Below are 13,104 nucleotides of genomic sequence, written 5' to 3' on the forward strand. Positions count from 1 at the left end.
GATCATTCCTTACTTTCTAATATTTCATGTAGCTTGATTCTTAATTCATTTAATTGCTCGTCAATACTAACAACTATCCGACCATAATTTGTTTCGATATAGCAATCTGTTTCATTTGCAAAATCTTCGTTAACAAAAATCATAAATGGTACGTCTGTTGGGAACATTTCGGCCAACTCATCACGATTAGATGTAATTAAGCCATAATATGTAGGAGAAACGTAGATTTTAATTTCCTTCATTTCTCTCGCTTCTTTAAGACCTCTACGAACAATGGATAGATATAATTCATCGTTTTGCTCTAATGAAGTCCCTATAATACGTTCTGCAGCAGTTAAACCTAGTTCTAAAATAATTGCTTCTTGATCTTCGATATATTTTTTCGCATTTTCCCCAGCTTGTACAATGATTTCATTCGCTGTTTGAAGGGATTGCGCCATTGCTTCCGTGGCTCTGTTTGTACCATCCTCATAGCCTTGACCATACCCTTCATCATACGCTTCTTGTACACGATTTGGGCGTTCTTCTTCCCAGCTTTGTTTCATATGCTCAATTTCTTGGAAGTGCATTTGCATCTCTTGTTCAAAGGCTTGTCGTGCCGCTTGAATTTCAGCTCGAGCCTCTGCAAGTAAACGATCACGTTCGGCAAATACATCTTCCATTGTCATTTGATGATGGGATGTTTCATCTGTTTCCATTTCGGGTATATCAAACATATCACGTATTTGTATCTTCTTTACATTATCGCCATTGGACTGTGTGTATACAGAACGGATGATTCTAGACAATGACGTCATCTCCTCCACCACGTGCAATAATAATCTCACCAGCATCCTCTAAGCGACGAATAACAGCAACAATTCGCGATTGAGCTTCTTCTACGTCACGCAAACGAACTGGCCCCATAATTTCCATTTCTTCTTTGAAAGTATCTGCCATTCGTTGTGACATATTTCGGAAGATAATATCTTTTACTTCTTCGCTTGACACTTTCATTGAAAGGAGTAAATCTTCGTTTTCACAATCACGGATAACACGCTGAATCGAACGGTTATCAAGCGTAACAATATCTTCGAATACAAACATGCGTTTTTTGATTTCTTCTGCAAGCTCTGGGTCTTGAATTTCGAGTGCATCGAGAATCGTTTTTTCTGTTTGTCGGTCTACACCATTTAATACTTCAACGACTGCGTCGATACCACCAGTTTCTGTGTAGTCTTGCGTCACAGTTGAAGATAGTTTACGTTCTAAGACAGACTCAATTTCACTAATTACTTCTGGTGAAGTTGACTCCATCATCGCAATACGTTTAGCTATATCAGCTTGTACTTCTTGTGGTAATGAAGATAAAATAACACCCGCTTGTCCTGCTTCTAAATACGAGAGAATAAGGGCAATTGTTTGTGGATGTTCATTTTGAATAAAGTTAAAAATTTGTGCAGGATCTGCTCTACGTGCAAAGTCGAATGGGCGCACTTGTAAAGAAGAAGTCAAACGATTAATGATTGTTTGAGCTTGTTCAATACCTAGTGCTTTCTCTAATACCGTCTTCGCGTAGCCAATACCGCCTTGTGTAATATAATCTTGCGCAAGTGCAATATTGTGGAATTCTTCAATAATTTCTTCTTTTACATTTGCTTCTACTTTTTTAACACTTGAAATTTCTAACGTTAAACGTTCAATTTCTTCCTCAGTTAAATGTTTATAGACAGAAGCTGAAACCTCAGGCCCTAATGAAATTAACAAGAGTGCGGCCTTTTGTTTTCCGGTTAATTCCTTATCTTTCTTGGACACAGCAGAACCTCCTAGTTAGTCTTCCGCAATCCAACTACGCAGTAACTTTGCAAAATCATCAGGCTTTTCTTTCGCCATTTTTTCAAGTTGCTTACGACGCATTGTAGCTTCCGTTTCAATTTCTTCATTAATATCATCAATCATCAATTCTTCTTGTTCTTCTAGGATACTTAACTCTTCTTCTTCCTTCGCACGTTTACGTGAACGGATAATAAAGAATGCAAGTAATAGAATAACAGCTAGTAAAATACCTCCAACTACCCAAACCCACCATGGGATAACAGGTGTTTCATCAGCAGTATCAGCTACCTTACCATTTAACGGTTGGACAGAAACAGCCACTTTTTCATCAATTTGCTCTTGAGTAAGTACCGCTGCTACATCCTTTGAAATTGTTGTACGAACAATTGTACTTAAAATTTTCTCAATGTCTTGTTGTACACCATCAGGTAATGATGCAGCGTCTGTAGCTGTAGGTGGTTCAACAATTACTTGGATGCCAATATCTTGAATTTTATATGGTGCTTCTTGAATATCTTTACGAATACGGTTGACGTCATTATTAATAGTTTCTTCCGTACGTTCATAATCACCATTTCCTGTTGCACCCTCATTGTATGTTGTGAAATTATCTGTAGTTGTTTCAGCCTCAGGTGTACCCATTGCTGCATTACCAGTACCAGAATATTGCTCTGTAATACGTTGGGCGCTTATCGCAATCCCTTCCATATTCTCTTCATCAACTGGTGTCACTAAGTTCTCTTCACGATTTTCCTTTTTAAAGTCAATGTCTGTTGTAACAGAAACAATTACTTTATCTTGTCCCATCAGTGTTCCTAGCATATTTTGCACTTGACGTTGTAGGTCACGTTCAACCAATTTCTTCATTTGTAATTGACCTTCAGCTGTTGTTGTCGATGTACCATCTGTTGTTGCAGCATTTAAATCAAAGTACTCTGAGAATTGATTCGAGATCACAATGTTATCAGTTTTTAAATTCGGAATACTTTTTGAAACTAAGTTGTACATTGTTGCAATTTGTTGTTCTGTAAACTTATAGCCAGGATCTGTATTCAATACAATGGATGCAGTCGCATCTTCTTTTACATCCTGTATGAAAACTCCTTCTTCAGGAAGAGTGATCATCACTTTTGCATCTTTTACGCCCTCTAGATTTTTGATTAGCTTAGCAATTTCTGTTTCAGTTGCGGCTTTTTTCAATAAATTGAATTCATTGTCCGTCATACCGAAGCCAGAACTATTAGCAAAAGAGTAATCGATTGTTCCAGTCTGAGGATATCCTTCTGATGCTAGTTGCACCAATAAAGAGTCAACCTGTTCTTGAGGCACTAATATAGATGTGCCTCCTGGGGCAATTTCATATTTTACACCTTGAGAATCCAATGCTTCTTTTACTTGCCCAATTTCTCTTGTGGATAAATCTTTATAGAGCGGAACATATGTAGTTTTTGTTGCAAAAAACGTAATGATGGCTGCAAGTGCTATCACACCTACTACAGAACTAAGCATTACTATTTTTTGTGTTTTACTCCGACTTTTCCAAAATTGGCTGGTGTCGGTTTTTATTTTCGTCAATCGTTCATTCATTATGAATCCTCCGGTTATAGTGAATAACCTAGCAATCAATAATTCGCGATAACAGTGGAATCTCATGGAAGTATTGAATATAAAATGTATCGTTCCATGAGAAGCCTAATTAATTGGATTGGTGTCTTTCTTCACCAACGCAATTTAATTAGACACTCATTCGCATTATTTCTTGGTAAGCTTCAATCACCTTATTGCGAACTTCAATTGTTGCGTTTAATGTAATGCTCGCCTTTTGAGATGCAATCATTACTTCGTGCAACTCCACATCTCCACCAGTTATTAGCTTTTGTGTAAATTTATCAGAAGTGATTTGCTGATCATTCACTTTCGCTATTGCCTCTTTTAACGAATTCGCAAAGCTTTGTTGCGCTTCGTAAGGTGTCGTTTTTAGTTTATTTGTTTCATTTACAACCTGAGTAGGTGTCATTAGTGAAACGGACGAAATTGCCATTATGTATCCATCCTTTCTTTATGTTTATTTACCAATCTCCAACGCCTTTGTCAGCATGGACTTATTTGCATTTAAAACTGTTATGTTCGCCTCGTATGAACGAGTAGCAGACATTAAATCTACCATTTCTTTTAACGGGTCAACATTTGGCATGTTGACATAGCCTTCTGCATTTGCATCCGGATGTGTCGGATCATACACTAATTTGAAAGGTGTTTCTGTATCTTCCTTAATTTGCGATACTTTTACGCCATTCCCCACGCCACCTTTAGCATTTTTTCCGAGTGCAACATTAAGAAACTTTGAAAATTGCCCTTCCTGCGCGGAAAAAGTGACAGACTTCCGGCGGTATGGCTCCCATTCCCCATTTACTTGTTTAGCACGAGTTGTATCCATGTTTGCCATATTGGAAGAAATAACATCCATGCGCAACCTTTGTGCTGTTAAAGCAGAGGCAGTGGTATTCATCCCATGAAATATAGACATTTATTACTTACCTCCTTTAATAACTGTATTGAGTGTATTTAACTTACCATTTACACGGTCGATTAAAGCATTGTAGTAGATTTGATTTTCTGCTAATTTCGTTTGTTCAGCATCCATATCTACAGCATTTCCGTTATTTCGATATCGTAAGCCGTCAACATTATGGACACCTGGTGTCGATTGTCTTATTTCGAAATCATAATGTCTACTATCTGTGCGATATGCCGAAATAGAAATTTGTTTCTCTTTCTCCAACATATCCTTAAAACTTACACTTTTCGCCTTATAATTTGGTGTATCGACATTCGCAATGTTATTTGCGATTGTTTTATGATTCAAAGTTGCATAGGAAAGTCCGTTTTCCAGGCTACTAATAGTTCCTCCAAATAAGTTCAAAACCATTCACCTCATTTTAATTCAATCTATGTACTTCTTATTTTATCCAATAATACAATTGTAATTAAGATGATACGTAGTGTCTATTGTCTTTTGTCATTTTTTAATAGTAGATACGCCCTATTTTTTCAGAAGTTTAACCGGGACAAATATGCCCCATCCCTTGGGGCACTAAGCGTCGATGCGTTTCGTCTTATTTCTAGTTATTTTACACTATTTCGACAGTGTTTACTGTATTAGTATCAATTATCTCCCTGTTTATTACTAGACAGGGTTGGATATAAATGACAAATTGTGATTTTTCGGTAAAAAAAAGTCCCTTTTTACTATTTTTAATATGATTATATAAGTAACCTTCTAGAAATGTAATTATGAAAATTTTCGCACATCGACAAAAAAGGCTATTGAAATGCATACCCCATTGTCAGATGTACTGTCTTCAAACTGAGTACTTTTCAGTTGCTTCTCTGAAAAATTCTTTATATGTAAAGATTGAATTACGCGGAAATTAGCAAGTTATTCTCGTATAAGCATTAATTCTTTGCTTAACGGATTTTAATTGTCCCTTTGTTTTGCTAAAGCTACCTCCCCTTTTCCACAATAAACAGACCTTAGGATGCAGTTATTGCACTTACAGAAGATGGATTTTAAATTTCCCTACTAAAAAAGCCCTACCATATTTTTCCCTATTAAAAATACAAGATCGGTACCATTCACAAAAATGACACATATACCATTTGTTGAGATACCATTTGCACGTAAGAAAAGCTAAGTAAGGCTTAACATATTAACAATGTATATAGTTGAGATAACTAAAACAACACTTAGTTACAGTGAAAAGCTCCCTCAAAATCATTTGAGGGAGCTTTTTTAATTATTTCATTTTAATTTCAGCAAGTGCATTTAAGAACTTATCGTTTAATACTTTAATGTAAGTTCCCTTCATACCTAGAGAGCGTGATTCAATGACACCCGCAGATTCTAGTTTACGTAATGCATTGACGATTACTGAACGTGTAATACCTACGCGGTCAGCAATTTTTGAAGCAACTAATAAACCTTCGTTACCATCTAGCTCTTCAAAAATATGTTCAATCGCTTCTAATTCACTATATGAAAGTGAGTTAATCGCCATTTGTACAACAGCTTTGCTACGCGCTTCTTCTTCAATCTCTTCTGATTTCTCACGTAAAATTTCCATACCTACTACTGTTGCACCGTACTCAGCTAAAATTAAATCATCATCTTCAAATTGAGCTGATAAACGGGCTAAAATTAAAGTACCTAAACGTTCACCGCCACCAACGATTGGAACGATTGTTGTTAAAGCGCTTTGGAATAAATCTTTATTTTCTACAGGGAACGCAGTATGTTCATTGTTTATATCTAGGTTTGAAGATGTTTCAGAAATTGTAAATAAGCTATGTGTATATTCTTCTGGGAATTGACGCTCTTCGAACATTTTTTTCATACGCTCATTTTCAATTTGTTGGTGAATTGAAATACCTAAAAGCTTACCTTTACGGCTCACAATATAAACGTTGCTGTCAATAATATCACCTAGTGTGTCAGCCATTTCTTTAAAGTTTACCGGCTTACCTGCAGATGCTTGGAGCATCGAGTTAATTTTACGTGTTTTTTCTAATAAGTTCATTATGTGTTCCTCCTATAAATAATCCATACCGTATTTATTTAATATTCTAAAGTTTTTTACAATTGAATGATACTAACAAGCCTTGCCTACAGTATAAACTGTGACAAATCTTTGTTTTTTACAATACCCGCTAGCTTTTGGTCAACATAAGCAGCTGTTATTTCAATTTGCGCTGGTGCTATTTCAGAAGCTTCAAACGATAATTCTTCTAACAAGCGTTCTAAAATTGTATGCAAACGACGTGCACCAATATTATCGGTTTCTTGGTTAACCTCTGTAGCAATTTCTGCAATTCGTTCAATTGCATTTTCTGCAAAATCGATTGCTACACCTTCTGTTTCTAACAATGCTTTATATTGCAAAATAAGTGATTGATCTGGTTCCTTTAAAATACGAACAAAATCTTGCTTCGTTAATTTTTCTAATTCAACACGGATAGGGAATCGCCCCTGTAATTCTGGAATCAAATCGGATGGCTTTGACATATGGAAAGCACCTGCTGCAATGAAAAGCATGTAGTCTGTTTTGACCGCCCCATACTTTGTCGTCACAGTAGAACCTTCGACAATCGGCAAGATATCGCGCTGAACACCCTCGCGTGAAACACTGGCAGAAGAGTTCGTGTCTTTGCTTGCGATTTTATCGATTTCATCAATAAATATAATCCCAGATTGTTCTGCTCTAGCAATCGCTTCTTGTGACACCTCATCTGCGTCAATCAGCTTATTTGCTTCCTCTATAGTTAAAATACGACGTGCATCTTTTACTTGCACTCTGCGTTTTTTCTGTTTTTTAGGCATTAAGCTAGACAACATGTCTTGCATACCACTATTTGCAGACATATCCATTCCTGTTCCTTGCAATGCATCAAAAATCGACGGACTTTGCTCCGTTACTTCAACTGTAACCCACTCATTTTCTAATTTGCCATTGCGTAAATCAATTGCGATTTGCGCACGTTTTGAGCGCACTTCCGTTTCTTCAGAAGATGTATCATCATGCGTTTGTTGTTCTTTGCCACCAAATAACATTTCAAACGGATTTTGCATAGCCTGTTTTTTACGTAAAGAAGGGACAAGTAATTTTACAATGGCTTCATTTGCCAATTCTTCCGCTTGCTCCTTCACAGACTCCATCATCTCTTCCTTCACTAGACGATGAGCAGCCTCTACAACATCGCGTACCATCGACTCCACATCGCGTCCAACGTAGCCCACTTCTGTAAATTTCGTTGCTTCAACTTTCACGAACGGTGCATTCGTAAGCTTTGCAATTCTTCTTGCAATTTCAGTTTTCCCAACTCCAGTTGGTCCAATCATTAAAATATTTTTTGGAATAACCTCAGCCTTCATATCATCCGCTAGAAGAGAACGACGATAACGATTTCGTAATGCAATAGCTACCGCTCTTTTCGCCTCATTTTGCCCTACGATAAAACGATCCAAATGCTCAGTAATTTGTCTTGGCGTTAAGTTTTGTGGTGTCATTAGTTAAGTGCCTCCACGATAATATTATGGTTTGTAAATACACAAATTTCAGCGGCAGTTTCTAACGCTGCCTCCGCAATCTCTCGGGCAGTCATTGTTTCACCTGCATATTTTTTTAGAGCTCGACCTGCTGATAATGCATAATTCCCACCAGAACCAATTGCTAAAATACCATCGTCTGGTTCAATCACTTCTCCCGTACCAGATACAAGGAGTAGTGTACTTTTATCCATTACAAGTAACATCGCCTCTAGTTGGCGTAGCATTTTATCACCGCGCCATTGTTTTGCTACTTCTACAGCAGCCCGCTGTAAATTCCCATTATATTCGTTTAATTTCGCTTCAAACATTTCAAAAAGTGTAAATGCATCAGCTACCGACCCTGCAAAGCCTGCCAGCACCTGACCATTAAACAGACGTCTGACCTTCCTTGCAGTTCCTTTCATGACAACCGCATTGCCAAGTGTCACTTGACCATCGCCAGCCATAGCGCACCCGCCGTTATGATGTACCGCAAATATCGTAGTCGCATGGATTTGTCCCATTTGCCTTCCTCCTTAGCCTCTATTATGCCCTTGGATGGGCATTCATATATGTTTGACGAAGATGCTCATTTGTTACATGCGTATAAACCTGTGTTGAAGTTAAATGCGCGTGGCCCAGTAACTCCTGCACCGTCCGTAAATCCGCGCCATGATTCAGTAAATGTGTAGCAAAAGTATGGCGAAGCATATGTGGGTATATTTTCGTATGGAGTGAGGTCTTGTCAATCATTTCATTTAAAATATGACGTACCCCTCGTGGTGTAAGTTCCCCACCACGCATGTTGACAAATAATTGCTCATGATTTGTTTGTTTCATCAAACGTGGACGAGCCTGCTCTATGTAGTGCTGTATAGCCACACTCGCAAATTGACCAAATGGTATAATACGTTCTTTTCTTCCTTTACCCATTACCCGAACAATAGAATAACGGAAATCTATATCCCCTACCATAATGGATGTGAGCTCACTCACACGAATGCCCGTTGCATATAATAACTCTAAAATCGCCATATTGCGCAACGATTTCAAATCATCGCCTACATTCGCATCAAAAAGCTGCATTAATTCTTGTTCGTAAAAAAAACTTGGTAAACGTGATTCTTTTTTCGGATGATAGAGCGATCGAAAAGCGCCATCATCCAAGCCGTGCTGTTTATTTAGAAAGCGAAAAAAGGAGCGGATTGATGAAATCTTCCTTGATACAGAAGTTCTTGCTTTCTTTTCATCGTACAACTTCGTTACATATAGACGTGCATGTATATACTCAACACTAGCTAAATCATTAACGCCTTCTGCCTGTAAAAACGCTAAAAAATCCAGTAGGTCTGATTCATATTCTCGCACAGTATGAACAGAGAAGTTTTTTTCTACCTGGATGTAAAGCATAAACTGTTCAAGTGCTTCTTGGGACGAAACTAACATGAAAGATTCACCACCAATGAATTATTCGTAACCTTCTCTCATTACTATTACCAACAAATTCAAATGGTAAAACAATTGCGGCCATCTAAATCAATTTGTTGCTTTAGTAATCTTTAAAAAACATACATATTGACACTATACCTATCTTCGTAATATAGCAAGTGAAAATGGTTATATTTTGAGAAAATCTCTATACAAAATAATAAAATACGTGTAAATAAGCATTTTGTCTACATAAAAGAAAAAGCCTCTAAGAGTATATCAACTTTTAGAGGCTTTTGGCAATTAAATTGTTTGTGAATTCACAAAATTTTGAATTGTGCTCATTGCACGTGCAGCATGCATTTCTGCACGTTCTGGTTTTGAACGACGTCCAGGTGGTAATTCAGGGAATATGCCAAAGTTGACATTCATCGGTTGGAAGTTTTTCGATTGTGCTTCTGTTATATAACGCGCCATACTTCCTAATGCCGTTTCGAATGGGAAAATAATTGGTTCTTGTCCCAATGCTAAACGTGCCGCATTAATGCCAGCAATTAAACCGCTTCCTGCTGATTCTACATAACCTTCTACACCCGTCATTTGACCAGCAAAGAAAATATTTTTTTGTTCACGTAACTGATATGTTTTCTCTAAAACTTTCGGTGAATTAATGAAAGTATTTCTGTGCATTACACCATAGCGTACGATTTCAACATTTTCTAGTCCAGGAATTAGTTGTAGTACTTCCTTTTGCGGCCCCCACTTTAAGTGCGTTTGGAAACCTACGATATTGTAAAGGGTACCTGCTGCATCATCTTGGCGCAATTGTACTACCGCATATGGTCGTTTACCTGTTTTTGGATCTTCAAGCCCTACTGGCTTCATCGGTCCAAATAACATTGTTTTTTCACCACGAGCTGCCATTACTTCGATTGGCATGCAGCCTTCAAAATAAATTTCTTTTTCAAATTCTTTTAATGGCACAACTTCTGCTTCAATCAATGCTTGGCGGAAACGATCGAATTCTTCTTTTGTCATAGGACAGTTTAAATAAGCCGCTTCACCTTTATCATAACGAGATTTTAAATATACTTTATCCATATCGATGCTATCTTTTTCAATAATTGGTGCAGCTGCATCATAGAAATATAAATAGTCGAGACCTGTTAATCCTTGAATTTTTTCAGCTAGTGCTTTTGAAGTCAGTGGGCCTGTTGCAATAACCGTAATGCCCTCTGGAATTTCTGTAACTTCTTCATGTATTACTTCCACTAGTGGGTGATTTTTTACCGCTTCCGTTACATAGCCTGCAAACTCATGACGGTCAACTGCAAGTGCACCACCTGCTGGTACTGAGCATGCATCAGCTGCTTTTAAAATAACAGAGTCTAATAAACGCATTTCTTCTTTAATAACACCTACTGCATTTGTCAGTGTATTAGCACGTAACGAGTTTGAACAAACAAGCTCTGCAAATTTATCAGTATGGTGGGCAGGTGTTTGTTTAACAGGGCGCATTTCATAAAGTTTAACTTTTACTCCACGTTTAGCAATTTGCCAAGCCGCTTCACTTCCTGCAAGGCCAGCACCTATTACATTTACAACTAGTTCAGTCATGTTCTTACCATCTTCCTATCATTGTGTTGGTGTCTCTTCATAGTCACATTTCGTACACTGAATTTGTACACCTTTTTTTAATTTTTTCTCTACTAATAATGCACTACATTTCGGGCATGGTCTACTAATCGGTTTATCCCATGATACAAATTCGCATTCTGGATATTGATTACATCCATAAAATAAACGCTTTGTTTTACTTTTACGCTCAACAATTTCACCTGTTTCACAAGAAGGGCATTTAACCCCGATTGGCTTCATAATTGCTTTTGTATTTCGGCAATCTGGGAAGTTCGAGCAAGCCATAAATTTTCCATAGCGCCCCAGTTTGAATACCATTGGTGAACCACATTTTTCGCAATCCTCGCCAGCCGGTTCATCTTTAATTACTACTTTCTCCATTTCAGCATCCGCATGCTTGACATGAACTTCAAAGTCTTTATAAAAATCATCGATTACTTCAACCCATTTACGACTACCTTCTTCAACATCATCGAGATCTTGTTCCATTTTTGCTGTAAATTCGATATTGATGATATCAGGGAAAAATTCCAGCATTTGTTGGTGGACAATTTCACCTAGCTCTGTCGGCATAAATCTTTTGGCATCAAGCACAACATAGCCGCGGCGTTGAATTGTATCGAGGGTCGGTGCATATGTCGACGGTCGTCCTATTCCTAACTCTTCCATTGTTTTCACAAGACGCGCTTCTGAATAACGCGGTGGAGGCTGTGTAAAGTGTTGCTTCGGTTCGATTTCAAGTGATGTCACCTGATCGCCGATTTCCATTTCCGGTAGAAGTTTCGTCGTTTCTTCTGTTTGATCATCTGTACCTTCAATATAGAGTTTCATAAATCCGGCAAATTTGACCTGTGAACCGTTTGCACGGAATAAAGCATCATTATTCTGAAGATCTACAGCCACTGTATCTAAAACAGCAGGGGCCATTTGACTCGCAATAAAGCGCTCCCAAATCAAACGGTATAAGCGTAGCTGATCGCGACTAAGCACTGTTTTTAACTCATCCGGTGTTCGCATCGTACTTGTTGGACGAATGGCTTCATGGGCATCTTGCGCATTCGATGCTTTTTTGGCCTGCTTTGTTTCTGTCGAGATATATTCTTTCCCATACTTTGTCTCAATATAAGAAACCGCTTCCGCTTTTGCAGTTTCAGATATACGTGTTGAATCTGTACGCATGTACGTGATTAAACCTACTGTACCTTCTTTTTTACCAATATCAATACCTTCATACAATTGCTGTGCCAGCATCATCGTTTTCTTCGCACGGAAATTTAACTTTCGCGCTGCTTCTTGTTGTAAAGAAGATGTCGTAAAAGCAGGCGCAGCATTTCGTTTACGTTCTTTTTTCGTCACATTGACAACTTCAAATGCTGTACCTTTGACATTTTTTAAAATCGACTTTACTTGCTCTTCATTCGATAATTTGATTTTTTCTTTGCCGTTACCGTAATACAGTGCATCGAATGTCTTTTTGCCCTTTTCAAAAGAGCCTTCAATCGTCCAATACTCTTCTGGTTGGAAGTTTTTAATTTCATTCTCACGATCAATGATCATACGAAGTGCAACCGATTGTACGCGACCTGCTGATAAGCCCTTCTTTACTTTTTTCCAAAGAATTGGGCTTATATTATAGCCTACTAGACGATCTAACATCCGACGTGTTTGTTGAGCATCCACTAAGTCCATATTTATGGCACGTGGGTTTTTAAAGGAATCTAAAATCGCGTCTTTTGTAATTTCATTAAAAACAACTCGACAGTCTGAATTAATATCAATATTTAATGCCGTCGCAAGGTGCCAAGCAATCGCTTCTCCCTCGCGGTCTGGATCGGCCGCTAGATAGACTTTCTTCACTTTTTTAGCCGCAGACTTCAGTTCCTGTAAAACAGGTCCTTTTCCGCGAATTGTAATATATTTAGGTTCGTAATTATTTTCAGTATCTACACCCATTTGACTTCGTGGTAAGTCACGCACATGTCCAACAGATGCTTTTACTTTATATTTTTTTCCTAAATAACGTTCAATTGTTTTTGCTTTTGCTGGTGATTCTACAATCACTAAATAATCCGCCATCTATGTCTCCCCCTTAGCGAGGTCTATTGCTAATTTTTTAAGTTACCTGTTGCAAAATGTAT

12 protein-coding genes are annotated in these 13,104 nt (G+C 37.9%); all 12 read right to left on the bottom strand.

What is annotated here, in order from left to right:
• Positions 1-2 precede the first annotated feature (2 nt).
• The 12 genes from fliH to topA all read right to left on the bottom strand — a co-directional run bounded on the left by fliH (position 3) and on the right by topA (position 13,042).
• A complete protein-coding gene (fliH, locus tag LS41612_RS17830; RefSeq protein WP_024362035.1) occupies positions 3-788 on the bottom strand; it encodes a flagellar assembly protein FliH in 786 nt (261 codons plus the stop codon).
• The gene (gene fliG / locus LS41612_RS17835) at positions 781-1,794 is read right to left on the bottom strand and encodes a flagellar motor switch protein FliG (protein WP_024362036.1); all 1,014 of its coding nucleotides are present in this window, start codon (positions 1,792-1,794) and stop codon (positions 781-783) included. Before fliG ends, fliH begins: the two co-directional genes overlap by 8 nt.
• A 15-nt stretch (positions 1,795-1,809) precedes the next feature.
• On the bottom strand, positions 1,810-3,402 hold the full coding sequence (fliF, locus tag LS41612_RS17840) for a flagellar basal-body MS-ring/collar protein FliF (protein ID WP_105928922.1): 1,593 nt from the start codon (positions 3,400-3,402) through the stop codon (positions 1,810-1,812).
• A 148-nt stretch (positions 3,403-3,550) separates the two neighbouring features.
• On the bottom strand, positions 3,551-3,856 hold the full coding sequence (gene fliE / locus LS41612_RS17845; protein ID WP_024362037.1) for a flagellar hook-basal body complex protein FliE: 306 nt from the start codon (positions 3,854-3,856) through the stop codon (positions 3,551-3,553).
• A 24-nt stretch (positions 3,857-3,880) separates the two neighbouring features.
• Positions 3,881-4,342 (bottom strand): flagellar basal body rod protein FlgC, encoded by a 462-nt coding sequence (gene flgC / locus LS41612_RS17850; protein ID WP_024362038.1) that lies wholly within the window; start codon positions 4,340-4,342, stop codon positions 3,881-3,883.
• 3 nt (positions 4,343-4,345) lie between these two features.
• Positions 4,346-4,738, bottom strand: a complete 393-nt coding sequence (gene flgB / locus LS41612_RS17855) for a flagellar basal body rod protein FlgB (RefSeq protein ID WP_024362039.1) — start codon at positions 4,736-4,738, stop codon at positions 4,346-4,348.
• An 874-nt stretch (positions 4,739-5,612) separates the two neighbouring features.
• Complete coding sequence (codY, locus tag LS41612_RS17860) at positions 5,613-6,392, bottom strand: GTP-sensing pleiotropic transcriptional regulator CodY (RefSeq protein ID WP_024362040.1); 780 nt, start codon at positions 6,390-6,392, stop codon at positions 5,613-5,615.
• Between the two features lie 86 nt (positions 6,393-6,478).
• Positions 6,479-7,879: an ATP-dependent protease ATPase subunit HslU gene (hslU, locus tag LS41612_RS17865; protein WP_024362041.1), complete on the bottom strand. Its 1,401-nt coding sequence runs from the start codon at positions 7,877-7,879 to the stop codon at positions 6,479-6,481.
• Positions 7,879-8,424 (bottom strand): ATP-dependent protease subunit HslV, encoded by a 546-nt coding sequence (hslV, locus tag LS41612_RS17870; RefSeq protein ID WP_024362042.1) that lies wholly within the window; start codon positions 8,422-8,424, stop codon positions 7,879-7,881. Before hslV ends, hslU begins: the two co-directional genes overlap by 1 nt.
• 22 nt (positions 8,425-8,446) lie before the next feature.
• Positions 8,447-9,346 (bottom strand): tyrosine recombinase XerC, encoded by a 900-nt coding sequence (xerC, locus tag LS41612_RS17875; protein ID WP_024362043.1) that lies wholly within the window; start codon positions 9,344-9,346, stop codon positions 8,447-8,449.
• A gap of 285 nt (positions 9,347-9,631) precedes the next feature.
• On the bottom strand, positions 9,632-10,945 hold the full coding sequence (trmFO, locus tag LS41612_RS17880) for an FADH(2)-oxidizing methylenetetrahydrofolate--tRNA-(uracil(54)-C(5))-methyltransferase TrmFO (RefSeq protein ID WP_024362044.1): 1,314 nt from the start codon (positions 10,943-10,945) through the stop codon (positions 9,632-9,634).
• A gap of 18 nt (positions 10,946-10,963) precedes the next feature.
• Entirely contained in the window at positions 10,964-13,042 is a 2,079-nt protein-coding gene (topA, locus tag LS41612_RS17885) for a type I DNA topoisomerase (RefSeq protein WP_024362045.1), read from the bottom strand.
• Positions 13,043-13,104: the final 62 nt, after the last annotated feature.

The sequence above is a fragment of the Lysinibacillus sphaericus genome, from assembly GCF_002982115.1.
GTDB classification, from domain to species: domain Bacteria; phylum Bacillota; class Bacilli; order Bacillales_A; family Planococcaceae; genus Lysinibacillus; species Lysinibacillus sphaericus.

Bases quoted from the DNA above. Each gene is read 5' to 3' on its own strand.
- hslU (WP_024362041.1), bottom strand. From the start codon at position 7,879: ATGACACCACAAAACTTAACGCCAAGACAAATTACTGAGCATTTGGAT.
- fliE (WP_024362037.1), bottom strand. From the start codon at position 3,856: ATGGCAATTTCGTCCGTTTCACTAATGACACCTACTCAGGTTGTAAAT.
- fliF (WP_105928922.1), bottom strand. From the start codon at position 3,402: ATGAATGAACGATTGACGAAAATAAAAACCGACACCAGCCAATTTTGG.
- topA (WP_024362045.1), bottom strand. From the start codon at position 13,042: ATGGCGGATTATTTAGTGATTGTAGAATCACCAGCAAAAGCAAAAACA.
- xerC (WP_024362043.1), bottom strand. From the start codon at position 9,346: ATGTTAGTTTCGTCCCAAGAAGCACTTGAACAGTTTATGCTTTACATC.
- codY (WP_024362040.1), bottom strand. From the start codon at position 6,392: ATGAACTTATTAGAAAAAACACGTAAAATTAACTCGATGCTCCAAGCA.
- hslV (WP_024362042.1), bottom strand. From the start codon at position 8,424: ATGGGACAAATCCATGCGACTACGATATTTGCGGTACATCATAACGGC.
- flgC (WP_024362038.1), bottom strand. From the start codon at position 4,342: ATGTCTATATTTCATGGGATGAATACCACTGCCTCTGCTTTAACAGCA.
- trmFO (WP_024362044.1), bottom strand. From the start codon at position 10,945: ATGACTGAACTAGTTGTAAATGTAATAGGTGCTGGCCTTGCAGGAAGT.